The sequence below is a fragment of the Defluviitoga tunisiensis genome (assembly GCF_000953715.1).
GTDB lineage: Bacteria > Thermotogota > Thermotogae > Petrotogales > Petrotogaceae > Defluviitoga > Defluviitoga tunisiensis.
This window is the reverse complement of the sequence record NZ_LN824141.1, coordinates 1,210,750-1,235,000: the sequence shown is the minus strand read 5'-3', so window position 1 is coordinate 1,235,000 and position 24,251 is coordinate 1,210,750. Positions and strand designations below refer to the sequence as shown.

27 protein-coding genes and 1 pseudogene (1 of these 28 running past the window's edge) are annotated in these 24,251 nt (G+C 44.8%); 2 read left to right on the top strand and 26 right to left on the bottom strand.

Annotation, left to right across the window (positions count from 1 at the left end):
- The 9 genes and pseudogenes from DTL3_RS09960 to DTL3_RS05680 all read right to left on the bottom strand — a co-directional run.
- A pseudogene (locus tag DTL3_RS09960) lies at nt 1-82 on the bottom strand (recombinase family protein); its annotated part reaches 142 nt to the left of the window's first position; the annotation flags it as partial.
- A 76-nt stretch (nt 83-158) separates the two neighbouring features.
- Nucleotides 159-1,727, bottom strand: coding sequence for a recombinase family protein (locus tag DTL3_RS05715; protein ID WP_045087902.1), 1,569 nt, complete (start codon nt 1,725-1,727; stop codon nt 159-161).
- On the bottom strand, nt 1,690-2,181 hold the full coding sequence (locus tag DTL3_RS05710) for a recombinase family protein (protein WP_084217198.1): 492 nt from the start codon (nt 2,179-2,181) through the stop codon (nt 1,690-1,692). Before DTL3_RS05710 ends, DTL3_RS05715 begins: the two co-directional genes overlap by 38 nt.
- The gene (locus tag DTL3_RS05705) at nt 2,145-3,713 is read right to left on the bottom strand and encodes a recombinase family protein (protein WP_045087900.1); all 1,569 of its coding nucleotides are present in this window, start codon (nt 3,711-3,713) and stop codon (nt 2,145-2,147) included. Before DTL3_RS05705 ends, DTL3_RS05710 begins: the two co-directional genes overlap by 37 nt.
- Before the next feature lie 61 nt (nt 3,714-3,774).
- Entirely contained in the window at nt 3,775-3,993 is a 219-nt protein-coding gene (locus tag DTL3_RS05700; protein ID WP_028992648.1) for an SHOCT domain-containing protein, read from the bottom strand.
- A gap of 53 nt (nt 3,994-4,046) precedes the next feature.
- Nucleotides 4,047-4,895: a LysM peptidoglycan-binding domain-containing protein gene (locus DTL3_RS09875; protein WP_269446391.1), complete on the bottom strand. Its 849-nt coding sequence runs from the start codon at nt 4,893-4,895 to the stop codon at nt 4,047-4,049.
- Nucleotides 4,896-5,047: 152 nt separating this feature from the next.
- Nucleotides 5,048-5,467, bottom strand: a complete 420-nt coding sequence (locus DTL3_RS05690; protein ID WP_045087899.1) for a phage holin family protein — start codon at nt 5,465-5,467, stop codon at nt 5,048-5,050.
- Nucleotides 5,468-5,553: 86 nt separating this feature from the next.
- Nucleotides 5,554-8,022, bottom strand: coding sequence for a glycosyl hydrolase family 18 protein (locus tag DTL3_RS05685; protein ID WP_045087898.1), 2,469 nt, complete (start codon nt 8,020-8,022; stop codon nt 5,554-5,556).
- Entirely contained in the window at nt 8,019-8,594 is a 576-nt protein-coding gene (locus DTL3_RS05680) for a hypothetical protein (protein WP_045087897.1), read from the bottom strand. The genes DTL3_RS05685 and DTL3_RS05680 overlap by 4 nt, the downstream gene beginning before the upstream one ends.
- 211 nt (nt 8,595-8,805) lie before the next feature.
- Here DTL3_RS05680 and erm point away from each other — a divergent pair, with 211 nt between their 5' ends.
- Nucleotides 8,806-9,594: a 23S ribosomal RNA methyltransferase Erm gene (erm, locus tag DTL3_RS05675; protein WP_045087896.1), complete on the top strand. Its 789-nt coding sequence runs from the start codon at nt 8,806-8,808 to the stop codon at nt 9,592-9,594.
- A gap of 13 nt (nt 9,595-9,607) precedes the next feature.
- Here the strand turns inward: erm and DTL3_RS09955 are convergent, their stop codons facing one another.
- From DTL3_RS09955 to DTL3_RS05610, 14 genes are all read right to left on the bottom strand, one after another.
- Complete coding sequence (locus tag DTL3_RS09955) at nt 9,608-9,802, bottom strand: hypothetical protein (RefSeq protein ID WP_003520677.1); 195 nt, start codon at nt 9,800-9,802, stop codon at nt 9,608-9,610.
- 10 nt (nt 9,803-9,812) lie between these two features.
- Nucleotides 9,813-12,335: a phage tail spike protein gene (locus tag DTL3_RS05670; protein ID WP_045087895.1), complete on the bottom strand. Its 2,523-nt coding sequence runs from the start codon at nt 12,333-12,335 to the stop codon at nt 9,813-9,815.
- Between the two features lie 4 nt (nt 12,336-12,339).
- Complete coding sequence (locus tag DTL3_RS05665; protein WP_045087894.1) at nt 12,340-13,113, bottom strand: distal tail protein Dit; 774 nt, start codon at nt 13,111-13,113, stop codon at nt 12,340-12,342.
- A 13-nt stretch (nt 13,114-13,126) separates the two neighbouring features.
- The gene (locus DTL3_RS05660) at nt 13,127-15,313 is read right to left on the bottom strand and encodes a phage tail protein (protein WP_045087893.1); all 2,187 of its coding nucleotides are present in this window, start codon (nt 15,311-15,313) and stop codon (nt 13,127-13,129) included.
- A gap of 27 nt (nt 15,314-15,340) precedes the next feature.
- Nucleotides 15,341-15,532: a hypothetical protein gene (locus DTL3_RS09950; protein WP_045087892.1), complete on the bottom strand. Its 192-nt coding sequence runs from the start codon at nt 15,530-15,532 to the stop codon at nt 15,341-15,343.
- A complete protein-coding gene (locus tag DTL3_RS05650; protein ID WP_014256679.1) occupies nt 15,529-15,912 on the bottom strand; it encodes a hypothetical protein in 384 nt (127 codons plus the stop codon). The genes DTL3_RS09950 and DTL3_RS05650 overlap by 4 nt, the downstream gene beginning before the upstream one ends.
- On the bottom strand, nt 15,912-16,511 hold the full coding sequence (locus DTL3_RS05645; RefSeq protein WP_004464008.1) for a major tail protein: 600 nt from the start codon (nt 16,509-16,511) through the stop codon (nt 15,912-15,914). Before DTL3_RS05645 ends, DTL3_RS05650 begins: the two co-directional genes overlap by 1 nt.
- Before the next feature lie 5 nt (nt 16,512-16,516).
- Nucleotides 16,517-16,861 (bottom strand): hypothetical protein, encoded by a 345-nt coding sequence (locus DTL3_RS05640; RefSeq protein WP_045087891.1) that lies wholly within the window; start codon nt 16,859-16,861, stop codon nt 16,517-16,519.
- Complete coding sequence (locus DTL3_RS05635; protein ID WP_045087890.1) at nt 16,858-17,289, bottom strand: HK97 gp10 family phage protein; 432 nt, start codon at nt 17,287-17,289, stop codon at nt 16,858-16,860. Before DTL3_RS05635 ends, DTL3_RS05640 begins: the two co-directional genes overlap by 4 nt.
- A 16-nt stretch (nt 17,290-17,305) precedes the next feature.
- Nucleotides 17,306-17,641: a head-tail adaptor protein gene (locus tag DTL3_RS05630; protein WP_045087889.1), complete on the bottom strand. Its 336-nt coding sequence runs from the start codon at nt 17,639-17,641 to the stop codon at nt 17,306-17,308.
- 107 nt (nt 17,642-17,748) lie between these two features.
- Nucleotides 17,749-18,057 carry a head-tail connector protein gene (locus DTL3_RS05625; RefSeq protein WP_045087888.1) on the bottom strand — a complete coding sequence of 103 codons (309 nt, stop codon included), beginning with the start codon at nt 18,055-18,057 and terminating at the stop codon, nt 17,749-17,751.
- A gap of 20 nt (nt 18,058-18,077) precedes the next feature.
- Nucleotides 18,078-19,280 carry a phage major capsid protein gene (locus DTL3_RS05620; protein WP_023062540.1) on the bottom strand — a complete coding sequence of 401 codons (1,203 nt, stop codon included), beginning with the start codon at nt 19,278-19,280 and terminating at the stop codon, nt 18,078-18,080.
- A gap of 50 nt (nt 19,281-19,330) precedes the next feature.
- Nucleotides 19,331-20,059, bottom strand: a complete 729-nt coding sequence (locus DTL3_RS05615; RefSeq protein ID WP_045087887.1) for a head maturation protease, ClpP-related — start codon at nt 20,057-20,059, stop codon at nt 19,331-19,333.
- Nucleotides 20,056-21,321 carry a phage portal protein gene (locus DTL3_RS05610; protein WP_045087886.1) on the bottom strand — a complete coding sequence of 422 codons (1,266 nt, stop codon included), beginning with the start codon at nt 21,319-21,321 and terminating at the stop codon, nt 20,056-20,058. The genes DTL3_RS05615 and DTL3_RS05610 overlap by 4 nt, the downstream gene beginning before the upstream one ends.
- 107 nt (nt 21,322-21,428) lie before the next feature.
- On the opposite strand from DTL3_RS05610, the gene DTL3_RS05605 reads away from it, so the two are divergent.
- Nucleotides 21,429-21,833, top strand: a complete 405-nt coding sequence (locus tag DTL3_RS05605; protein ID WP_008409535.1) for a hypothetical protein — start codon at nt 21,429-21,431, stop codon at nt 21,831-21,833.
- On the opposite strand, the gene DTL3_RS05600 is transcribed toward DTL3_RS05605, so the two are convergent.
- Genes DTL3_RS05600 through DTL3_RS05590 form a run of 3 tightly spaced genes read right to left on the bottom strand, consistent with a single transcriptional unit; the run spans nt 21,830 to nt 24,199 of the window.
- Nucleotides 21,830-23,479, bottom strand: coding sequence for a terminase large subunit (locus tag DTL3_RS05600; protein WP_045087885.1), 1,650 nt, complete (start codon nt 23,477-23,479; stop codon nt 21,830-21,832). The genes DTL3_RS05605 and DTL3_RS05600 overlap by 4 nt on opposite strands.
- 54 nt (nt 23,480-23,533) lie before the next feature.
- Nucleotides 23,534-23,728: a DUF5049 domain-containing protein gene (locus tag DTL3_RS05595; protein WP_004464027.1), complete on the bottom strand. Its 195-nt coding sequence runs from the start codon at nt 23,726-23,728 to the stop codon at nt 23,534-23,536.
- 3 nt (nt 23,729-23,731) lie between these two features.
- Nucleotides 23,732-24,199, bottom strand: a complete 468-nt coding sequence (locus DTL3_RS05590) for a gamma-glutamylcyclotransferase family protein (protein ID WP_013782360.1) — start codon at nt 24,197-24,199, stop codon at nt 23,732-23,734.
- Nucleotides 24,200-24,251 lie beyond the last annotated feature (52 nt).

The window sequence follows — 24,251 nt, the reverse complement described above, 5'->3', positions numbered from 1 at the left end:
GTCATTTCAGCTATTCGCTGCTTCTTCCTTCACGCTCTGCATTTTTAACCAGCGCATTTTGCTTCTGCTCCCGCAATCGGTAATCCAATTATGTCTCCTGTAGTTATTTATAATAGTATAAGTACTCTTCCCCTACTGGCGGCTATCTTAATACGAGCTTATAGGTTTACTTCTATTTCTAACCCTGACTTAAACTCTACCACTAGCCTGTCATTATATACAGTTGCCTTTTCAATTAGTTTTCTAACCAGTTTATCATCAAATTCCGTAATACCACCGGTTTGCATATTAAGGAAGTCCGTCATCTCAGCGATCCGATCCCGCTTATCTTGACGGAGAGCGTTTCTTGAAAGGGTTTCTTGCCTTAAGTCCCGTAAGCGGTAAATCTCATTGACAATATTATCATATGCTTCCTTTGAATTTGCCAATTGGATCAACTCGGCTTGAAGCTCTTCCAGCCTTTTATCAATATCTGCCGTACTCTCGTCCAAATCCTCGTTTAATACGGTTTCAATATTCTTTTTCAGTATGGCCAGGAAAGAGTTTTTCCCGCTGACGGCTATATTGATAGCTTCTACAATCTTCTCTTTGAGAGTATCTTCAAGTATAGTGGAAGCGGTACAAAACAAACCGGTGTTTTCCAATCTGCTGACGCATCTCCAAACGATGGATTTTTTCCCTCGGTTATTCCAATGAACCCTGCGGAATACTTCATGACACTTGCCGCAGAACACCATTTGGGATAAGGGATGATTATTGCTGTAGTTTCTCTTCTTTCCGTTCTTACTTATATGCACACATCTTCTGCGGACAAGCTCTTCCTGAACCTGCATATAAATTTCACGCGGGATTATGGGCTCATGGCTGTTTTCTACATAGTATTGAGGAACTATGCCGTTATTGGCCACCCTTTTCTTCGATAAAAAATCTACTGTATAGGTTTTCTGCAACAGCGCATCACCGATATATTTTTCATTCCTCAAAATCTTATTGATGGTGCTGGTATGCCATCTGGGATTGCCTGCACCTGTCAGAATTCCGTCAGCTTCCAGACCTCTTGCTATCTGTAGCATACTGGAACCTTCAAGGTATTCTCTGTAAATGCGTTTAACGATCTCTGCTTCTTCAGGTACGATAACTAAATTGCCATCCTTATCCTTTGTATAGCCAAGAAACCGGTTGTGATTAATATGGATTTTTCCTTGCTGATATCGGTACTGAATACCCAGTTTTACATTCTGGCTTAACGATTGGCTTTCTTGCTGTGCCAAAGATGCCATAATGGTCAACAGGATTTCTCCTTTGGTATCCAATGTGTTTATATTTTCTTTTTCAAAGTAAACCGGAATATTTTTTTCTTTAAGCTGCCTTATGTACTTTAGGCAGTCAAGCGTGTTTCTTGCAAACCGGCTGATAGATTTCGTAATTATCATATCGATTTTGCCCTGCATGCATTCTTCTATCATCCGGTTAAATTCTTCACGCTTTTTTGTGTTAGTTCCGGTAATACCTTCATCTGCAAATATACCGGCTAACTCCCATTCGGGATTGCTTTTAATGTAATTAGTGTAATGCTCAATTTGTGCTTCATAACTGGTTGCCTGCTCCTCGCTGTCCGTAGAAACACGGCAGTAAGCTGCTACCCGAAGCTTAGGTAATTCCTCGGCCTTTGCACTATTCCCAATTCGCTTACGAGCAGGAATTATCGTAACATTCCTGGTTGTCATCTAAAATCACCTCGCTCTTAATAAGACTATAAGCATACTCTGCCTGCTGAAATGGATCATCGTATAGATTATCTGGCATTGAAGCATGAAACCTAAAATTCAGGCATTTCTTTTCATTTCCTTTATGTTCATAAATCCTGCCAAGCGCCTCAGCTCGTCTGCGTCTTTCCAGTTGTGCTTTTTCAAATGTGTCCTTGCTGATAATTGGCGGATAAAATTTATCCTCAACATACCGTTTATCTGTCAGCATTCTTGCAATAGATGTGTGGTAACGCTTAATGCCCGCTTTTTGAGCCGCCTCGGCTAAAGAAAGCCCGGAAAGATAAGCCTCAAATAGTTTCTTAATCTTAACTGCTTCCTCTTCATTAACGACAGCCCTGCCGTTTTGAATGGCATATCCAAAAGGTATATGGCTCATCATTTCACCAACCTTTCCCTTAAGTTCAACCCGCATTTCATTTTGAAACCTATTTCTTCTTGTGAAAACACAATGATTTCGCGGGTAAAATCCTCAAATATTTCGATATCGAATGCATCAATCTGCTTTTCAGCTTTCGTTGCAAATTTAAGAAGCTTCTCAACCTCAACAAGGATAGTCTGACTCCCATCGATTGCGCGTTTTATGGCTTCTTTTTGTTCTTTTAATAAAGCCGCTTCTTTAAGCAGCTCATTTTTCTGGGCATTAAAAAGAGCGGGTTCCAGGTATCCCTTAGCCATAAGTCCCATGATTACCTGAACCCGCTCCGTATTTTCTTTGATTTTTGTTTCCATCTCCTGAATCTTTGTTATGTTATCTGAGTAATTTGTCTTCTTTAAGCTTTGCAGCAATGGTCTTAGAATGAATTTATGACCGAAAATAAGCTTATTAATCATAACAACGAAGGCCTGATGGATCGCATCCTCTCTGACAAACTTCATGGAGCAGCTTGATGCGTCCTTTATGTGCTTTGTGCAGCACCATGCAATATATTTACGGTCACCGCTGCCATGAATTCGACGCTTAAAACTGCTGCCACATTCTGCGCATTTGATTTTCCCAGAGAAAGGGTAGCGTTTTTGATACTTGCTGCTTCCCTTAATTACACCTTTTTCTTTTCCTCTTTGCTTTAATATCTCTTGGGCGGCTTCAAATTCCTCATGGGATATAATGGCTTCATGATGATCTTTTATCATGTATTGATCTTTTTCCCCATGATTATAATGCCGCTTAAAATTCTCATCTGTATAGGTTTTTTGCAGAAGGACATCCCCAGTATATTTTTCATTGCTTAAAATGCCGCGGATAGTTGTCGCTGTCCAGTGTGAACCTCTCTTTGTTGGGATTTTATCGGAATTTAGCCCATCTGCAATTTTCTGTGTGCCTTTACCGTCCAAAGCCTCGGAAAAAATCCGCTTTACGATTTCAGCCTGTTCTTTATTGATAAATAGCTTTCCATCCACATAATCGTAACCATAGGGAGGATACGAAATTTTGTATGTTCCGTTTTGGAACCTACGTCTGATAGACCACTTACTATTTTCTGCAATGGATAATGACTCGTTTTCTGCAAGACTGCTCAAAATTGTCAGCACCAATTCGCCTTCCATGCGCTGTGTGTTTATATTCTCTTTCTCGAAATAGATGAAAACACCGAGATCGGTAAGTTTTCTCACCATCTCAATACAGTCGGTTGTGTTTCTGGCAAATCTGCTGACCGACTTGGTTATAATAAAGTCAATTTTTTTGTTTTCGCAATCTGCAAGCAGTCTCAAAAGTCCAGTTCGGTTTTCCTTTTTTGTGCCTGATATGCCTTCATCATAATAAATCCCTGCAAATTCCCAATCAGGATTTGCTTTTATATAGGATTCATAATGGTCCTTTTGTGCTTCCAGGCTTGCCATTTGCTCATCACTGTCTGTTGAAACCCTGCAATAAGCCGCTACCCTCACCTTTGGCTTGAAAGCTTGGAGAGCATTGTTTCCATCAATCCTTGTTACCTTTCTCACTGTTTTCACCTCCTTTGGGCATGTGACATGTTACCTCTGTGTGCCGCTAATAGCAAGCTAATTAGGCCATAAGCTGTGCATACATCGGCGAGAAAGTTTTGCGGTTCAACTTGTCGATTTTGTTGAATTCTTCTTCTGAAATCAGTCCCGCCTTAAGCATCCTCTGCAGAATTTTGTACGCCCGCCAGTAATCAACCTCTCTTTGAATTTCCTCCTGTGATATCTTTGTATAGTTCGTTTCCTGCGGGTTATATGGTAAATGATTAGCCGCCTCTATCATTCAAGCACCTCCTATAAAAACTTAGGACAGTCGCGATTAGCTGTCCTTTATCGTTATTCCGGCAATTTGAGAACTTGTCCGGGGTAAATAGTATCTGAAGTCAGGCCATTGAGTTCCTTAATCTCCGGATATCTTGTTCCTCTGCCGAGTTCTTTTTCCGCTATTCTCCATAAGGTGTCGCCTTTTTGAACTGTATAGGTTCTATTGCCCTTGTTATCAGGAATGCTGTTTACAATTGCAAGGTTTTCTTTTGCTACCCAAGTGTTTATGCCTGCAATTTCTTGACCGCCGGATTTCTTAACCTTTTTGCCAAGCAAAACACATTCTTTGCCGCCTTTTATGACCGGCTTGCCTTTGTATAAAGTCTGCGTGACCCTGTGGTAATAGTCATTTTTAACCCACGTTGGAACTTCCACACTGCCGGGGTAGTAATTCTTTACACTGTCCTTAAACTCCACCATATCTCCAATTCCAATATCAGTATTGGTATCTGTACTGTTCTCCAGCGCTTTTTTTACTGCTTTACGGAAAGTGTCCATATTCTCCCCATGCTTGGGAAACCAGTGCATCACATCAGCATGGTTGCTGGCAATACCGAGCTTATATCCTTCGGAGTGGCAGATGATGTCATTCTCATTAAGACCGTACTTCTTGCAGAGCATAACGCAGAGTTCAACAGTATTCTGCCACGCTTTACGGAAATAATCTTCCTGCTTTGCTGCATCATAACCCACCATTACCGACCCGGATTTATACGAAAACCCAGCAGGCTCACAGATTTCAAAGCCAATATGGGTATTGTTGGCTGCTCCTCCTGCATGCCACCCGCGATGATCCCAAGGCAAGTATTGCCAAACCTCTTTATCGTCTACAAAAGCATGTACACATACCTGCCTGTTTATTTCACCGGCTTTGTAAGATTTGTTTCAACGGGAAAACCACTCAGCCGCCATTACACCCGGCACAGCCGTCGAATGTACCATGATTCCTTTAGGCGTGATTTTGCGACCTGCTGTATAGCAATCGTTTCGCGTCATGTATTTAGTAAAAAGCTTCATTTCTTTTCATCCTCCTCATTTGAGCGACCATGCAGTTGTTCCAATGCGTTTTTCAGCTTTTCAGGAATGGGCAGTCCTATATGTGCTGCATTCTCAAGAATTGAAACTCCCTCGTTACTCAGGTAAAAGAAAATCACTGCTGTCCGGATTGCCCCGCCATTACCGAGCACCTGGCTGTCGATGATGTGTCCTACACCTACAAGTACAAAAATAAGCACTTTCTTAAAGATGCCCTTGGCCCCGACTTCACTCGAAAGCTTTCTGTCTACAACGGCACACATCACTCCGGTCACATAGTCAATGGCTACAAAAGCGATGAGTGCATATAAAAATCCATCCAGCTCTCCAAGAAACCAGCCAAGAAATCCGCCAATAGCAGTAAAAACCGCCTGTATCCAGTTCCATACTGTTTTCATTGTCTTAACCCTCCGTTCAACTTGAATTTTGCATATAAAAAAGCGCCCTGCCTTAAAGCAAAGCGCTGAAAATTAAAACTTCTAATCTATATTTGCTTCGGAAGCGCCTCCCACAACCGCATATCCTCCTGCCCAAGAGACCAGATGGCTATACCTCGCAGTCTCCATCGATAAGCCGCTTCGTTTGCCCAGTAAACAAGGCTGTCCACATCCTGATAATACAGAATAGAAAAACCATCTGCATCTCCGAGGAAGAGACGGGATATCCAGATATTGATATCTTTCGGTATAATCTTTACTTTATAGTCATTACCGCAAGAAAGCGTCAAAAGCTGCGAGTGGAAAAAATCATAGTCCATCGAAATGTCCTCATTGCGAGTTGCCGATTCCTCCACATCGCTATTTACTGAAAACACCTGAAATTCATCATCCCACGTGACACCAGTGCGAGCAAGCCTGCCAAAGCTGGTTATAGTTCCATCCGGAAGTTCCACATCAAAACGCTCGTATGGTTCATATACCCACGCATCGCCCAGCCGCAGCAGCTCGCATACCGTCCGGTTGTCCGAGCAGTACCCTGCATAACCACTACCACCGGTTACATTCACTGTGAAACGCAGGGTTGAAGCTGCACCAGAATATACTCTTACCTTATTGCCGCGTTTTCGCATTTCTATAGTATACATATTCGGATTAGCACGAAGATCGGCATCTGCAGTTTTTGAGAAACTGGCGGAGTAGCTGCCAAGCAAGGAATTACCTTGATAAAGCTCGACTCTTTGCGTGTCATAATTTAAGCAGCAGAAAATATCCCCAAGGAACACCCCAGCCCGTCCACTGCTATTTTGAGGGAAAGCCAGCCTTGCCCGGATATGAATATCGGAAAACCCGTCGTATTTCCATGCAAGTTTGCCATATCCCTCGAGCTGGGAATATGGGCGACTTTCTGTGCTGTCTGGGTCTTGCCGAACATCCCATTCGCCATCTAACACAGTCCAGTAATTTTCAGGCAGGATGTTCCTGTCCCGAAAATCCTCATACCAAATAAGCGCCGAGTCGGGTTTTCTTCGCAACATTTCAAAGGTCAGTTTAAAACCTCGATCCGGCTCAACCATCACACCATTTACATCCTTGAACCGACGAGGAGAGAGCATAAAGCTGGCTTCACCGGCAAAGGGATACTCCGAAAATCCACTGCAAACCCTAAAACCGTAAAACTGGACTCCCGGCACACCACCGCTTATGCTGACAGCATGCGTTCCCTCTTGGAGAAATACACCTTTTACAAGTGTCAACCAGCAAACTCTTCTCCAGTATGGCCACCATAAACGGTTCTCGCTGAAAGTCTTTGATTCACCATCAAGGGAAACGATAATCGCATTTTTGTCCCAGTAAGGAAAGCAAAGCTGTACTGCAATATCGTAATATCCCGCTTCTCTTATCTCAAAACGGTACTCTGCTGACGCCTGGTCATCTCCAAGTGAGGCCATCTCATCAGTAATAATGACATTTCCTTCGTATTCATCCGGAACTCCGTTCCTGTCAATATAAATGGTTCCGAACTCCGATTTCTGCTCCTTGCCATAGCTTGTCAAATATCTTCGCCTGTTATAAACCCCTTTTAGCAGCGGATATTCCCAGGATATAGAATCCCATCCTTCCATATAATCATATACATGAGGAAGAGCCCAAGGTACTTTGTTATAGTCATCCCAGTAAGCCACAATTGGAATAAACGGCTGGGGCGGTGCATCGCCTGTGAAATTGTAAACCCCAGTCATCCAGTATTTTGCCGCATAGTAGGTATTAGACACTCCTCGATAGGTTATTCCAAGGTTTTCAGGTGTATCATGAATCCTCCAGTTCCAGCCATAAGCAGGCAACCCCATGAATATCTTATCGGGTGACATAACGGAAATAGCATAATCATATATGCCCTCAAGCCAGTCACGAGGAGATACTGGGCCGGGAGCAGAGCCCGCCCATGCCATGCCATAGCTCATGATGGCGGCGGTATCGCAATAGTCGTTAAGATCGGCATAAATACACCAGTTTTCACCGCCCACCGAGCCTTGAACGCCGGTCATACCCGGCAGGCAGATGTTGACAAGCTTTGTTGCATCATAACACTTAACTGTATTATATATATCCCTAAATAAAGCATTCGCCGCATCCTTGTTTTCATAACCTCCACCGCGCTCAAGGTCAATATCTACCCCAGCGCACCATGGATACTTGTTCATTATTCGGATGATTTCAGTGAGAAACTTATCCTTTGCACCGTTTTCGTTGTTGCGAAGTGTAGTAAAAATATTGGCTATTCCATGATTCATAATAGTGAGCAGCCACTTAATGTGCGGCCATTTCTGAATATACGGAAGCATGCTGCTGATGCTGGTACCGGTTTCAGTGATTGTACCTGTTGCGTCAACCTCAAAAGTAAAAATGCCTACCGTATCAAGGCGGTCGCCATAGTCTCTAAGTGCTTCATACATTCGGGCATTTCCCATAAAACTCCACACCATGCACCGTTTGCCTTTTAAGAAACCCCTCACAACCGGTCACCGCCCTCTTGCATCTCCTGAAATTCAAAGAGCACCCGCGCCGATTTTCTCTCTTCCAGTTTCACTGTATGTTTGCTGTCCCATGCCGCAGAATATTGATAAAACCCATCCTTAGGAGTCTGACTTCCGTTTTTTAGGCATTGGCGGGTGGAAGCCTTGAGTGTCAGCTCATCGCCTGCATTAACCGGGTCAAGGAACTTTACCTTATGCGCACCTACACCTTGGGATAGTTCAATACTCCCTGCGGCCATATCCTGTATAGGATAGATATAACAGTCAAGACCAGCAGAAGTTTTGCCAAGGTTGAATAAGACTACAGTCTCCGCTGTTCGCACCACACCGTTATAATGCCGGGGCGGAACTGGCTGCCCGTTTTCCTGCATTTTCGTTAACATTTTGCTCGTGTGGACGGTATAGCCTGTCAACTGATCTCCATCCTGAAGCTGCATGTCGGTGAAATAGATAATTCCGTTACAGTCGGAGATCTTGAGTGTCACAGTTACGCTCACCACATGCTTATTGCTTTTTAGTTGTATGGTTTCCGCAAATCTTGAAAACTGCATAGTTTTTTCCTCCAAAACTATTTGACAAACATAGGCATTAATGCTAAACTATAATTAGATTTTATATTTGGAGGCTAGTATACAGCTATGTGTGGTATTTTTCGTATTCGTAAATAAAGGTGCCCTGAACAAAAGATAGCTCAATAGCAGCGTCTTTGTTTTAGTGCACCCTTTTTCGATTAAAAAAAAAACCGAAAGAGGTGTATTTTTTATGCCCCAAAATAGAAAAAAAGGGACAACTCCGCCCATTTGGGTATCTCAAAACTTTTTAACAAGTTACAAAATTATCAACAGAATTATTCGCAGAACAACCCTTAACAAGGATGATCATGTGATTGAAATTGGCCCGGGAAAGGGTCATATAACAGGTTTCTTGATAAAAAGATGCCGGAAAGTTTCGGCAATTGAAATTGACGGGCGTTTATATAATAAATTGACAGCAAAATTCAAGGACGTCAAAAATATCCGTATATATCATCAGGATTTTATGAAGTGGAAGCTTCCTCAATCCGAAGATTATAAGGTTTTTTCAAACATTCCCTTTTGCTTCACTACGGATATTATGCGAAAATTGACGGAATGCAAAAACGCACCTTCTGAAGCATGGCTTACCATGGAAAAAGGCGCAGCCAAGCGTTTCATGGGTAAGCCTTCAGAATCATTGCGTTCACTGCTTATAAAGCCCAGATTTGATTTGGATATTGCTTACTATTTCAGCAGGGAAGATTTTCATCCCAAACCGGGCGTTGATGTAGTACTTCTTCACCTTAAGAAAAAGAGCCAACCGGACATACCCGCAAACCAGTGGTTTGCCTATGAACAATTTGTTTCAAAGGCACTAAAATATGGATTCCGCAGTCTTTTTACAAGCAAGCAGTTATCTAGGGCATTCCGTCAGGCTGGTGTGCAAAATAAAAATATTACTCCTACAGAGATTCTTTATGTTCAGTGGCTCTGCCTTTTCCGATGCTACTGGGAGCATGTGTTAGGCAGAAAATAATTTTAGCGGCTCATTACCCGTCCAATGTCCACTGTATCTCGCACACATGCCCGATCCATCCAGTGGAAACCGAACCGCCCTGAAGCAATAAGTCTGTAAAGTACACTGTGCCGGTGCAGTCAGTGACGCACAGCCTGATGGTGATAGATTTGACTCTGCTGATACTTTTGGGAGAAATACTGTGTGCAATCTGATTGAAATATGCCATATCATCACCCTCAAATCAGGTCTATAAATCTTGTTTCTGTTGTACCGTCCTCGTATTCAATGACTATCTCAGCACCAACCTGGCCGTTTTCGCCCTTTTCAAGGTTTTCGGAAGCAATCTGCGCTGAAAATGTATAGCTTTTACGTGTTGCTGGGTATACCGTCTGTGACAGGCTCTTTGTCATACCAGGTACACCAACAGCCTTGAAGGAAGCAGTTCCAGAAACACCATTCTCAGTATCCACTTCAAAGCCGGAATTGACCCAGTAGGCAAAACCATCATCCGCTCTGGAATTGCGCAGATGGTTGAATGGTACCATATCTTTAATTTCCTGACGGTTTATCAACTCTGCTGAGGACAGCGCATCCGCTGCCTTGTCCCACTGTGCTGAAGAATCGCCAAGTTCCCGCAGTTTAGTTGAAAGCTCAATCACTGTTTTCCATGGCTCCTGCAAGTTATACTGCCTTCTCACAACACGAGTCTTTACCAAAAGGCCTAGTTCTTTATCGTCCACTGTAACAATATCACCCAGTTTCCATGCTTCGTGCTCATAACCGGTTAGCGCAGATAAATCCATTGCAGACAGTACATAAGAAACGCGAGGCTTCGAATATTCTGCAAGCCGCATTTTTGCATATTCCAGCATCTGATACGGATTTGTAAACGACGAACAATCAAGCGTCGACACCCTCACTTCACTGGAAAAAGTGTAATCTTCCACGTATGCCTTACCTCCATTAATTGAAGCGAAGGTCAATCCGTCCTTTCCATAAGCATAGAGCCTTGTCACTAATTCGCGTGTATCGACTACCCGCTGAATACTTTTCAAATTCTTTCTATATGAAAAAAGCGCTCCGCTATCAGTACCACTAAAAGTCAAAAGGTGTACCTGGCGGTTGGCGCTGTCAAACACCAGATCGCCGCCATAAATATTCTGTACGGCGCGAAGGATGGATAAGGCATTTTTTTCTGTACACTGCCATGTCCGTTTCGTAGTGACAGTAACATTTCCTACTGTCCAACCTGTTCCCAAAAGTGCATATTGCATCGGAACATCTGCAGTATCTGCATTGAATTCTCTAGGTTCTTTTTCCGCACTGAAAGACAGATCGTAAAATACCGCTTCAGCATATACTTGCGTAATAACACGCCCATCTTCGCTTTTATTGTCCGTTAAGGTTCGGATCCGGTAAATGTCATTTACGATTTGCACTTGTTTTTCATTTTCCAGCGCGCTTCTTTTTGGATCATGGAACGGAAGCTTGAATTCCAACGTATCCGCACCGTTCACCTCACCAGTGACAATGATATCAAAGGCATTTTCAAGAACAGCTTCCCATGCTCCGTTTTTATCCAAAACCACAGGACGGGCAAAGCCTAATTTCTCATAGGGCGCTTTCGGTATATCATGAAGCTGTATTTCCAGAAGTTTTGGCGTCCTCAACGGATCGCTGCTGGTAAGGGTAACACGGAACCTTATATATTGCCGATTTGGCGATTGAAGTTCACCGCTGGTTCCCACAGCCTGCCATGCAGACCATTCTTCAAGATCATCGCTTGTGCTGGTCTCTACTAGAGACACTGAAGTAACACCTGCAGTATATTCGCTTGTCACAGCTACACGACCGCTGCCCGATAATGCACATGGAACCGCCCTTGTATAAAGTACGCCACTTGCAGGATACTCGCCATCTGTTGCTTTAAGGGTGACTGCGCTAGGCTCTGCCAAAGCATCTACATCCGAAGCCGCATCCCCACCGTTTGCATGTAAAGACGACTTAAAATATAACAGCAAATCATCAGCTGTAAGCTGTGAGTCCGTTTCCAGAAACCAGTCGTCGAAGCCTCCGGCATAGTAGTAGGTATTTGCATGCATCCCCATAATAATGTCTGCTATACATTCCCGATTCAGCTCTCCCGAAAAGAAACGCACAGGTGACACCCAGGTTGCCCCGTCGCTGCGATCGCATATGATGTTCTGTACCTTTTTGTTGCTTACTTCAATGATGGAGGCGATAAAATACCAGCCGCCGTTTTTCAAGGTAATGGTAGCTGTTTCGCTCTGGTCGTAGATTAGTGTGCCGGAGGAGTTATACAACATAAGCCTAAGTCTCCCTTGATAAAGTGAAACATAAAAAATTGGCTGACCGGGTCCTTGGCGGGTATTGAATATGGGTATATATGTCTGGCCGACCGAATAGGTGGTAGGATTAATCCAACCGCCTACAACAATCTTTTCGCCCAGATTGCTAAAGAAACTCCCATCATTTTCTGCTATAAGATGGGTCTTTTCAGAAGTCGGATTAACAATATTTTGCCTGAAGTATCTTCCGAATCTTCCAGCAATAAGGTTTGCCGATGTCCCTGACCAGCCGGAGATGGTAAAATGTCTGCCATGTCCCGATGAGTCTATAAGCTGAAGATTTTCGTCTGGTGTTTTTTCATTAAATCGCCATAAAGCAGACGTCCTTGATGTTACAGGAAACTCCCCGGTAAAATCCTCTTGGTTTGTCAGGATTGATTTTATCGCCATGTTATCACCTCCATCTGCTTTTTGCCTGTATTTTTAACTCGGTAAAGGTCGCGTTTTCTGCGGCAATCTCAATATGATTAACACCTTTCCTGAGAATTGGAAAATTCAGATCCTGCAGGCTGGGAAGGCCATTTCTCAAGGTTCGGCCTGTTTCATCAATAACCTTAGCTGTTACCATGCCGGAGTCGACAATCAGAGTTTCACCTTCAGATAATGAGCCAACAATTAGCAATTCCTCGCCGTTTGTAATAAGCGAAATATAGCTTGATGAGGACGTTGATATCAAACCCTTCAAGAGATAAACCGGATTGGAATCCGTATTTCCTTTAACCCTCTCCAACTCATGCAGACCTGTTTCAGAAAGAACAAATATCTCATCTTCCAACGCGTAAACATACGGGTCGGGACAAACAAACCGAAGTTCAAAGCTGCCCGCTGTCCGCAATATCCGCTCACAGTCAACCGCTTCTGATAAGCGAGCCATGAAATATCGGTCGGGCAAATCATCTATAACAAGTTGCTTAAGCCCGTTTTCCGGATTTAACCATTCTGCAACATTATCAAGAACCGATACAAGCTCAGCAAAACTGCGCTGGGGAAGCACACTACAGCTAATTATTATGTTTCGTTCTGATATGTCGCAGCCAAAATCTGCAATACCTGCTTTGCCCGGCACAGTTTCAAAGGAATTGCGCAGGGCAGGGGAGACCTGCCATTTGGTAAGTCTTGCTCGTATTTTCATACTTTGCGACGATATTCCATTGTAGATAAATCCCATATGCTTCCCTCCATTACGCTGTTATAAAACGTCCCTGCGCCCTTGAACCTGTCTGCATCAGGTTATATAACTCCTGTGAAATCCTGCGGATGTCTTCTTCACCACGAACAATCATCTGCTGCACCACAACAAGCGGCCCGGAAGCTAAATCGCTAAATCCACCTCTTCCACTTACACTAATATCAGGAGATATATTAAAATCTGTCGGCACTGCATTTTGCATATCGTCTGCCACTCTGGCCATAGCCTTGTCAAATCCCTCACCAATACCCAGTGCCATATTGCCGCCAATGCCTTCAAAAACAGTGGACGGAGATCTGATTCCGAGGAAATTCTTTACTCCATCAACAATACCGGAAAAGAAACCGGAAACCTTATCCTTAATCCAGCTACCAAGGCTTTTAATACCTTCCCAGATGCCTTTTACAATGTTCTTACCAATCTCAACCACTGAAACAACCGCCTTGCCCAAGCCTTCTATAATAGCCGCAACAATCTGAGGTAAAGACTTTACTAGTTCTGGAATGGCTTTCACAAGCCCGGCAGCAAGCTGTACGATAAGCGTAATTCCCAATTCTATGATCTTCGGCATATTGTTCGTCACAAAGTCAATGATTGTTGTAATTATCCTCGGCAGTGCTTCAATTAGTTCTGGCAATGCATTTAAAAGTCCCTGCGCCAGTCCTTGAATCAATGTAAAAGCAGCTTCAAGGATTTTGTCCATATTATCCAGCAGCCCTTGCACAATGGTGATCACTGCTTGAACTGCTGCTGGAATTAGCTCAGGTAATGCTTCTCCAAGCCCCATTACCAACGCTGTGATTAGCTGCACCGCTGCATCAATGAGTAAAGGCAGGTTATCAATGAGTGTACCTGCAATGGTCATGACTGCATCTACTGCCGCCGGGATCAGCTCCGGCAGCAGGCTCAAGAGAGTTTGAAGCACCTGAGAGAACAATTCAGTTACAGTTTGCAACAGCACGGGAAGCAGATCTTTGACTGCTGAGATAATTGCACCGGTTGCCTCCGGCAGAGCAGCCACTATATTTTCCAAAACCGGTACAATATTTTTAACTACAGCCTGAAAGGCATCCACAAGATTTTGTGTTAGGTTCGTCATATCAGCGTTCGCATTGCCAAGTCCTGCTATAAACGAACTTAGAGAGGCTTGTAAAAGACCAATGGAACCGCTGATGGTCTGGGTAGACTCTCTTGCGAAGTTGCCAGCATACTGTTCGGTTTTTTCAAAAAACATCTGCATGGCGATCTCGGCCTTTTCGGCATTGGTTGCGCTATTCCAGGCAAAATCCAGCCCTTTTGCAAGAGCATAAGCTTCGATGGTAGTGGCGTTCATGGCGACGCCCAGATTATCCATCATGGTGAAGTTACCCTTGGCTGCGCCAGCGATGGATTCCATGGCAGTCTGCATGTCAATGCCCATAACCGAAGCCATATCTGCCGCCCGTTGCATGGCCTTCTCAGTAAGCTCCAGACTTTTTTGCTGATCGACACCAGCACCCTGAAACAGTGCGCCCATTTTGTTGGCGGTGGCAAGGTACTCGGATTGGGACAAGCCCAGATTCTTGTAGGCTTCTTCTCCCGTTTTTTGGATACGTGCAGCATATTCTCCAAACACAGCTTCAGAACCGCCAAGGTTCTGCTCAAGCTCACCAAACTGCTCCACGACCTCTTTTCCCAGCTTGATGGCAGCCGCGCCCGCTGCGGCCGCTGCAGCACCCATAGCCGCGCCAACACCTTTAAGAACGCTGCCCAGTTTCTCAAATTTCGAGCCGGATTTTTCGGCATTGTCTCCACTTTCCTTCAATTCGTCCCCAAGTTCATCTGCACTTTCAGCAGACTGTTCGAGTTCGCGCTCCATTTTGTTCAGCTCGGCTTTGGCGTTGTTGAGCTGTATCTGCCAGGACTGCGTCCGCTTGTCGGTTTCTCCGAAAGATGAGGCGGCATTGGCAAGGGCTTTCTCCAAAGTAGCTATTTTTTCTTTCTGCAATTCGATCTCTTTGTTAAGCACCTTGTTTCTTGCAGTAACAGCTTCAACTGACTTATCCTGCTTGTCGAACTGAGATGCGACCAGGTTCATTTCGCTACCCAGTACCTTAAAACTTTGGTTGATCTCACGAATGGCGTTTTTAAATTCCTTTTCGCCTTCAATCCCGATCTTCAGGCCAAAATTGTCTGCCACATAACCGCCTCCTTTCCTGCAAAATTTTTAAATTCCATAAGGTATCACATCATCAATGGTAAACATACGCTTTGGTTTCGCCAGCCCTAAAAACTGCTTATGGCACTCCCATAAATCAAGCAGGTATCCAATAGGCATGAGCCATACTTCTTCCTCTGAACGATTAAGCTGGACAGTGCCGTAATATAAAAGCCGAGTGAACGATTCCTCATCGCTCACTCGGCCGGTGTGTTTTTTAAATCATCCTCACTTTCAACGTTTCTTTTGGTCCCCTTGAACATTGCTTCCATAATAGCGTTTTTATATGCTGCCAGTTCCAAAGGAGATGTGAGAAGTTCCACTGTCTCTTCGGTAAGGAGTTCACGCTTTTCTTGATTTTTGAGGTTGTGTATCAAAATGCTCTGGTTGGCCAGCAGTGTAATCAGCCACACCACTTCGTCAAGAGCCATTTCGAAGTTCTCGGTTTTCATCAGTTTTGTGCCGAGGTTTTCAAGACCGCCGTATCTTTTTGCAATCTCCTTTGTCGCTTTAGTGGTTAGTATAAGCTGATATTCTTCATCGCCGATTTTGATAATCGCGCTTCTGTCATTATCCTGCATCATTCACTGCCTCCTCCCACAGCAAATACCGGCTCATAAACTTCCGTATACCAGCCGGTAATAGTTTCAGGCGATACACCGGGATCGTCTTCGCTGACCTCCGCCTTCCAAGGGTGCTTTCCCTGGCCATCTGGTTTGTTACGTCTCATGACTGTCCCTTCAATGGTGGGTGTCGAAAAGGTAATGCTGTCGCCCTTCGTCTGCAGATTTGTCGCCGGGATTCCGAATTTAACCCTGTAAAGCCAAAAATACCTGTACTTGCCGTTAGCTTTCTTGGCTCTAAAGCCAATTGCCACAGGCGCACCTCCATCCTCACTGGTGGAAATCAGCACCTTATTGTCATCAAGGGTGGCTCCCGTCAAAACCTCAGCAGCGTCTACTCCGATATCTGCAACACCAAGAGTCAGTGTGCCGCTTTGAAATTCCTTGACCACTTCTGCCGCCCCGTCATCGGCATAAAGTGTCGCCTCTGCTAGTTCTACAGAAAGCTCTGCCGTAATAGCCTTAGCCAGCGGAACAGGCGTGTCGTATGTCTCTTCTCCGTTTTCATTCTCAGTTATTTTGGCATAATATAACCTGTCCAGTCCGATTGTGGCCATGTTTTTCATTCCTCCTTTACTTCATACTCTTTTGCCACATCAATGGCATAGTGGTGATAGCCGGTATCGTCCTCATGGCCTATATACCGCCTGTCGGTAATGGTAAAGCCTGCTTGAAGCAATGTGTTCACTATTTCGCTTTTACGGGCAGTGTAGTTTCCCTTTATAAATAAAGACAACCTTACCTCCTGGGTTTCTACCTGAGGCCGGTTGTCTGCAAAAACTTCAAATGTATCTGTCATCGGAGTAATGACAAGGTACTCATCTGGCGGTACACCGCTAAATACCCCGGTTTCAATGGGGATACCCAAACCATCCAATAACGAGTTTAATTCTGACAATATGCTCATATACGACCCAGCTCCTGTTCCAGTCTTGACTTCATTACTTCGATGCAGGACTTCCTTGTAGCTGATTTTGCCGGTTTCAAAAAGGGCCTTGGAGGCTGCCCGGACTTGCCATACTCAATAATATTGGCAATCTTCGCATTGCTTTCCCCATCCTTCCTTGGTTCAGTAAAGCCGATTTTTATGTTGTGGTTTCCATCCCTGTCCTGTTTGGCAGGAGAGAGTCCCAAAGCATTTACCAATTCACCGGTTGCTCTGGACGGATATTTAGTGCCGCTCCCGATAACTGACTGAAGATTGGACTTCACTTTTGAAAGAACCACTTCCCCGCCTGCTTCCAGCACCTTAGGTATGATTTCGTCTGTTCTTTCTCCAAGTCTGGATAACTTGAGCAAGAACTGTTCCGGCAATTTAACTTCCACCTTAGCCACGTTGCAGCCCCTCCTTTTATGCTTTGCTTGATTTCACTTTTTCCGCAAGCACCTCAATATACATTCCACGTCCTTTTACGTCCTCAACACTGATAATGTTGTACCTGCCATCGCTGCAAACGAGTACAAGATCTGTGGTAACTTCCAGGTTAGGTATCTTACGGAAGCGGAACAGGGCAGACGCCTGCGAAAACGCCGCCCTGTTTGCCCATTTTTCACTGCCATGCCTATCTTCCTTGTATGCCCTTACCGAAGCAAGAATGACATCATCTTTTTCAGTAAAACCCTCACTATCCTTAACCGGCTTGACTGAGATAATGTCCACGAAAGTTTTCATTTTTCCAAAGCTCATATCGTCCTCACAAACTCCATATCATTCGTTTCCGCGCAAGCGCGAAAAGCTCATTCATTCCGTTGTTCGTCCTCTCCCCACAAAGTCGGATGACTTTGCGGGGGCCCCTATATCTTCCAATCCCGGTCGAGCCGCAGCAATAGATTTACTGTATTCCATACCTGCTGTCCTGCCTGCACACTATCTCCAAAAAAGCCAGCCGTCGAGCCATCCCTGCTTTCATAAAAATGGCTCGACAGCATAATGACAGCCTGCTCAGTAGTAGGCGGCATGGGGTTTTCGGCATAATATCCTTCCGGCTTTTTCTGGTAACTTTCCGCATAGGCCACTGCGGCTTTGATATACTCTTGTAAAAGTGCGTCATCTTCGTTGTGTTGCAATATGAGGTTTGCTTTAACCTTCTCCAAAAGTTCCATGCCGCAGCCCTCCGTTTTCATTAAGTTGATTTCTGCTGCAGTATCTTGACTGCTTCAGACAGTACCAGCTTTCCATCTACACGCTGGGTTGCCATGAATCCAACTTGTCCGGTCGCAGCATACAACTCATTAAGCCGCTTAAAAACCCTGCCTTGACGGTCTGCCACCCAGTAATAAGAAAAATCGCCGAATACAATCGTTTTTGCTCCGGCGGCAATGGCTGGCATAAATGCAGAAGTTTTAACTGGACGATTGAGGATAGTATCCGGTGTTCCAGCAGTTACAGAAGGCTGCCAGAGATACTGACCGTTGTTGTCTTTGAGCTTCCTTATAGCTTTAATTGTCGAATCATTCATAATGAATACAGCGTTCCTGCGGTACGGAGACTTTAGACTGTAGAACAAGTCCATGATCTCGTCAAGGGTAATAGCTGTCGCGCTCGCCGCGGTTACTCCTATCTCGCCACCGCCGTTATCCGCCAAGATACCGGTTGGCTTGCCAGATCCGTCGCCGATAAAAAATGCTTCCTCCTCTTTTGCTCCGATTCGGCGGGCGAATTCTTTGGCTATATACTGTTCAAGGTTGAATACACTATCGTTTAACAATTCCTCTGACACCTTGATCATAGTAGCCAGCTTATATGCGCCGATGGATACCTGTGCAAAGGAGTCATCGCTTTCGGGAATCTGGCCTTCCTCATCCACCCAGGATGCAGTACCCTTGCTTGCCACCACAGGAATTTTCTTGTCACCGCTGGACGTGGTAATAACATTGGCAATCTGCCTAAATATATTCTCCTCCTCCAGTGCTTCCACAAGAGTACGCTCAAAGTCGTCGGGAACAAGATATCCACCTTCGGTGTCCTCTCCAATCTGCAGCGCGTTGTGTACGTCATATTTGCGCCTGCCGCGCATCATGTTCCAGAAAGACTGCCTGTACTCATCGCTGGCACGTCCGGTTTTTTCATTGTTGCCAGATATGGAAGTGGGTTTGTCTGTAATAGGAATATTCAACGGTTTTGACAGTTCCAAATCTATGGCAGCCTGACGCTCAAGACGCTCTATTTCTTTGCCCAGCGCAATAACGTCGGCTTCCATTTTTTCATAAGTCGCGGTATCCTCCGGTGAAAGCAGTCCGTCGTTCCCGCGTTTGCTGTCGAGGAAAGCTTTAGCAGCTTCCCATACTTTAGCGCGTTTTTCACGCAGTTCCAGTATTTTGCTCATAATCAAATCCTCCTTACGGTTTTATTTGGGGTCCCCGCTAAATCGCAGATTTAGTGGGGTAAAAGTAGAAAAAGCCGCTTCTCAAGCGACTCAATCGGGGTTCCTTTTGGTTTTTCTTTTGGTTTAAGCTTTCGCAGGATGGAATTTGTTACTGCCTGCCTGCTGAAGATCATTCCTCCTGATACTTCAAATTCGGATGGGAATGATTCATCCTCCATAAACAAGATTCCATCGGCAAAGCCAAGTTCCACCGCTTTTCTTGCGTTAAACCAGCTTTCTGCATCCATTAGGTGCGATATTTTTGCCCTGGAAAGTCTGGTTTTCAGCTCATAAGCGTTGATGATGGATTCCTTTATTTCTTCCAGCATTGCGATAGCTTTCTCCATTTCTTCCGTATCACCGATGGCTATTGTCATAGGGTTGTGAATCATCATCATGCTGACTGGTGACATAAAGACGTCACCTCCGGCCATAGCTATGACCGAAGCGGCGCTGGCTGCAATACCGTCAATCTTTACCGTCACTTTGCCTTTGTAATCCATAAGCATGTTGTAAATCTGGTTGGCTGCAAATATATCACCGCCCGGGCTGTTGATCCAGATCGTTATATCGCCCTCTCCGGATAACAGCTCTGATTTGAACTGTTTGGGAGTCACTTCGTCTCCCAGCCAGCTTTCTTCGGCTATAGGTCCGTCAAGATATAATGTCCGGCTACCGTCATCGTTTTGTATCCAGTTCCAGAAACGGCGAACCGGCCTTGGTTTTTGTGATTTGTTCATCTTTTTGATCCCTCCGTTTCAGCATTGGTTTTTCCTGCAAATGCTCCAGCATCGGCAAGCTTGGTCATATTACCGTTGATGAGATACAGGTCACCGCCCAACTCCTCTGGTATCCGGTTCATGTTCTCAAGCTCTCGGATATCGTTAGCAGACATCCAGCCGTTCTGGCGTGCTACGGCATAACCGTTCATGCGGCTTGCATAATCCCCGCGCAGAAGGCCATCCACATTGAACTTGACAAAGTATGTCCGCTTCTCCGACGGTAAAAGCAGCGCCTTTTGAAGAGCCTGTTCCCAGCGCACCACCCACGGATCAAGCGTGTATTTGACAAATTCCAGAGACTGCTGCTCGATGTTTGAAAAGCTCGACTTTTCAAGGTCTCCAACCATATGGGGAGGCACGCGGAATATCCGGGCGATCTCGTTTATCTGGAATTTTCTTGTCTCCAGAAACTGTGCCTGTTCAGGCGGGATGCCGATTGGCTGGAACTTCATGCCCTCTTCCAGAACGGCAATGCGGTGAGCGTTGGCACTGCCTTGATAGACAGCGTTCCAGCTTTCACGCACCTTTGCTGGATCCTTTAATACGCCGGGATGTTCCAGCACACCGCCCGGATTTGCACCGTTGGCAAAAAAGGATGCACCGTACTCTTCACAGGCAATAGCCATGCCTATGGCGTTCTTGGCCATAGCGATAGGGGAGTATCCGATCAGTCCGTCAAAACCGAGTCCCGGGATGTGAAGAACCTCATCACTTCGTAGGTATATAAGGCCTGCTTTTGGATTAACCCTACTCTCATCGCTGTCGCGCCGATAAGTGTAAAACAGTTCTCCGTTTGGAGCCCTGTCTACCGTCATTTTGTTTGGCAAAAGTGGATAAAGCGCCAGCACTCGTCCGGAACCGTCCCTGATAATCTGAGCGTAAGCATTTCCCCATAAAAGAAGATGACTCATTAGTGTTTCTCGGAACACGAATGAACTCATCTCAGGGTTTGGTTCGTCATGGAGTAAATAATAGAGCGGGTGGGTCAACGCTTTTTCTTTGCCACCGTCTTCTTTATAGCGGTACACATGAAGCGGAAGCCCGGCGATGGCTTCTGCAAGTATCCTTACACAGGCATACACTGCCGTTGTCTGCATTGCAGTCCGCTCATTGACAGTCTTTCCGCTGGATGTGCCGCCGAAGAAAAAGCTATATGCATTACCGAACAGACTGTTTTTCGGCTTATCCCTTGCTTTGAACAAACGGGAAAAGATTTTCATAGGCATCACTCTCCGATAATACTTTTTATAAATAACTCATTGACATCTAATTTTACATATGTTATATTACATATGTAAAATTAACTACCTGAAAGGGGATTTGTATAATGAAAGCTACTTTTAATGATTTTCTCAAGGAAAATCCTAATTGCTCAAAATTTGCCAATAATCCTGATGCAATTGCTATTTTCAACATTCTCTCGAAAGAAGAAAACATAATTGCTATGATAGATGCTTCAAATGCAGGCAAGCCAGCATTATCAGCTTGTGTCAGCGAAGTCGAGAGCTTTTTTGATAATAGCAATAACCCCACCATAGACTTAAGGGACGGTTTCACAAGAACTGTCATCGGTCGTATGGTAAAGTCGATTCTTGCACCATTTGGTTATGAACCTAGCGTTCAAAAAGACTTACCTAAGGCTACACCCGCTAAATACTTTACTTCAGCATCCTGTTATGAAAAAACCGGTACGGCTTCAATGCGGATTGTTCGAACTATAGAAGAAATTTAGAGTATTAAAAGCCCACGCTCATCATAGACTGAACCGATATTTTCTCCTCCATGCCTTAACGCGCGGTCAAGCGCCATGATGAGCGCAACCGCGCCATCTATTCTCTCGGTGGATTTTTCTTTATCCGGCTTAATGTTTCCGGCGGGATCGGTTTTGACATAGATATTGTCCATCATCCACCGCAGTACTGGATTACCGCCATGAGCGATGCGTTCTTCCAATGTCAGCTTCATCAACTCTTTTGTAGGCGGGGACATATCCTTGAAGCCCTGACCGAATGAAACAACCGTAAAACCCAAAGCCTCGAGGTTTTGCGTCATCTGAATTGCTCCCCAGCGGTCAAAGGCTATTTCCTTAATGTTATATTTCATTCCGAGTTCCTCAATAAAGGTCTCGATAAAGCCATAATGCACGACGTTACCCTCAGTGGTATATAAAAAGCCCTGCCTCTCCCAGACATCATAAGGTACATGATCTCTCCGCACACGCTGATCAATATTTTCCTCCGGTATCCAGAAAAAAGGTAGAACCTGATATTTGTCAGATTCATCAAGCGGTGGAAACACCAGCACAAAGGCGGTAATATCGGTAGTAGATGACAAGTCAAGTCCTCCGTAACATGTTCTGCCGCGCAATTTTTCTGCATCAACAGGAAACGTACACTTATCCCACTTATCCATTGGCATCCAGCGCACCGATTGTTTCACCCACTGATTTAAGCGGAGCTGACGGAATAAATTTTCCTCTGCAGGATTTTGCTTGGCATTTTCACAAGCCACCCTCAATTTTTCGATGTCAACTGTAATGCCCAGTGACGGGTTAACCTTTCTCCATACCTTTTCACTTGTCCAGTCATCGGTATCGGCTGCGCTGTAGATAACAGGGTAGAAAGTCGGATCTATCTTACGCCCTTGAAGAATATCCTCAGCCTTTTGGTGCACTTCCCAGCAGATGGAATTGCGGTCTGTGCCAGCAGTTGTGATCAGGAAAAACAGCGGTTGTTTTCTTGCATCGCCGGATCCGTGAAGCATTACATCATAAAGATCCCTGTTTGGCTGAGCATGAAGTTCGTCAAATACCACACCATGGACGTTTAGCCCATGTTTCGTATATGCCTCCGCTGAAAGCACCTGATAAAAACTGCCTAACGGTTTATATACCAGCCGCTTCTGCGACAGCATTGGTTTAATTCGAGACTTTAATGCCGGACACTGTTCCACCATATCTACCGCAACGTCGAAAACAATGGATGCCTGCTGACGGTCAGATGCACACCCGTAAACCTCGCCACCATGCTCGAAATCACCGCATGTCAGGTATAAAGCGATTGCCGCTGCAAGTTCGCTCTTACCCTGCTTTTTTGGAATTTCTATATAGGCTGTGTTGAACTGCCTGTATCCGTTAGGTTTCAAGATGCCGAATATGTCCCGGACAATCTGTTCCTGCCAGTCAATTAATTCAAAAGGCATTCCATACCATTCACCCTTGGTATGCTTCAGGCAGTTTATAAAAGTAACAGCGGCATCCGCCGCTTCCTTGTCGTATCGGGAACCTTCCGCCATAAACTTGGTTGGTTTATACCGTTTTAACTTCCGCAGCTTTGCCGCCTCCTTTCCTAAAATTGAGCAAGAAAAAAGGAACCTCATGGATGAAGTTCCTCTCCTTAGTGGATTTCTATGAAACTTGTTACGTTATAACCGTTATCGTTTGCCTGTCAGGATAAACTCGGCATATTCTTTCTTGTGTTCATTAAGAAATACTACTAATTCATAAAACCCCATTTTATATGCCTCTTCCTGTACTCTTGGCAAGTCAAACATATTGCAGGCACCGCTGTCCCGTATGGCCATAATCTGCCGATAAATCTTATCAGCTATCAGATTCTCGTTACCCATGTCCTACACCTCTGACTTCTCTGCCGCTGAAATTGAATCTCTTACCGCTTTATTGAGAAACGAAATATCAAAACCCGCATCTATATAGCCCTGCCGGATCACCTCGTAATAGTAACGACCCGGTGCTCCCAAAGGTCTGCCTTCATTCATGATATACACCATTGCGGGTACCCACTGACCTTTGAAACGTACCTTAACCGTTTCTTTCCGGTATAGATGCGGATAACCTTCATATCTGTCCAGCGCTTTCTCATCATTAGGCATGATTCTCCAAAGCAGTACCGGTACACTTTCACCTTTTTGTTTTTCTATTGTCGCTACTGCGCCGCCATTCCCTCCTCTGAATAACAGCCGGTATCCTGTGAGTTTTGCACTCCCCAGCACTTTTGCCGTTGGGCAGCGGTATGCCATCTGCCTTAAGTTCAGATTGCTTCCGTATGCTAAATATATGGTTCCTTTTTCTTTGCTCATCGTATCATCCTCCTTGTATTTACCAAGGCAGAGGCGGAGATCCACCCCTGCG

Coding starts and splice junctions, on each gene's coding strand:
- DTL3_RS05715 (WP_045087902.1), bottom strand. CDS start 1,727: ATGACAACCAGGAATGTTACGATAATTCCTGCTCGTAAGCGAATTGGG.
- DTL3_RS05710 (WP_084217198.1), bottom strand. CDS start 2,181: ATGCGGGTTGAACTTAAGGGAAAGGTTGGTGAAATGATGAGCCATATA.
- DTL3_RS05700 (WP_028992648.1), bottom strand. CDS start 3,993: ATGATAGAGGCGGCTAATCATTTACCATATAACCCGCAGGAAACGAAC.
- DTL3_RS05690 (WP_045087899.1), bottom strand. CDS start 5,467: ATGAAAACAGTATGGAACTGGATACAGGCGGTTTTTACTGCTATTGGC.
- DTL3_RS05680 (WP_045087897.1), bottom strand. CDS start 8,594: ATGCAGTTTTCAAGATTTGCGGAAACCATACAACTAAAAAGCAATAAG.
- erm (WP_045087896.1), top strand. CDS start 8,806: ATGCCCCAAAATAGAAAAAAAGGGACAACTCCGCCCATTTGGGTATCT.
- DTL3_RS09955 (WP_003520677.1), bottom strand. CDS start 9,802: ATGGCATATTTCAATCAGATTGCACACAGTATTTCTCCCAAAAGTATC.
- DTL3_RS05670 (WP_045087895.1), bottom strand. CDS start 12,335: ATGGCGATAAAATCAATCCTGACAAACCAAGAGGATTTTACCGGGGAG.
- DTL3_RS05665 (WP_045087894.1), bottom strand. CDS start 13,113: ATGGGATTTATCTACAATGGAATATCGTCGCAAAGTATGAAAATACGA.
- DTL3_RS05650 (WP_014256679.1), bottom strand. CDS start 15,912: ATGCAGGATAATGACAGAAGCGCGATTATCAAAATCGGCGATGAAGAA.
- DTL3_RS05645 (WP_004464008.1), bottom strand. CDS start 16,511: ATGGCCACAATCGGACTGGACAGGTTATATTATGCCAAAATAACTGAG.
- DTL3_RS05640 (WP_045087891.1), bottom strand. CDS start 16,861: ATGAGCATATTGTCAGAATTAAACTCGTTATTGGATGGTTTGGGTATC.
- DTL3_RS05630 (WP_045087889.1), bottom strand. CDS start 17,641: ATGAGCTTTGGAAAAATGAAAACTTTCGTGGACATTATCTCAGTCAAG.
- DTL3_RS05625 (WP_045087888.1), bottom strand. CDS start 18,057: ATGGAACTTTTGGAGAAGGTTAAAGCAAACCTCATATTGCAACACAAC.
- DTL3_RS05620 (WP_023062540.1), bottom strand. CDS start 19,280: ATGAGCAAAATACTGGAACTGCGTGAAAAACGCGCTAAAGTATGGGAA.
- DTL3_RS05615 (WP_045087887.1), bottom strand. CDS start 20,059: ATGAACAAATCACAAAAACCAAGGCCGGTTCGCCGTTTCTGGAACTGG.
- DTL3_RS05610 (WP_045087886.1), bottom strand. CDS start 21,321: ATGAAAATCTTTTCCCGTTTGTTCAAAGCAAGGGATAAGCCGAAAAAC.
- DTL3_RS05605 (WP_008409535.1), top strand. CDS start 21,429: ATGAAAGCTACTTTTAATGATTTTCTCAAGGAAAATCCTAATTGCTCA.
- DTL3_RS05600 (WP_045087885.1), bottom strand. CDS start 23,479: ATGAGGTTCCTTTTTTCTTGCTCAATTTTAGGAAAGGAGGCGGCAAAG.
- DTL3_RS05595 (WP_004464027.1), bottom strand. CDS start 23,728: ATGGGTAACGAGAATCTGATAGCTGATAAGATTTATCGGCAGATTATG.
- DTL3_RS05590 (WP_013782360.1), bottom strand. CDS start 24,199: ATGAGCAAAGAAAAAGGAACCATATATTTAGCATACGGAAGCAATCTG.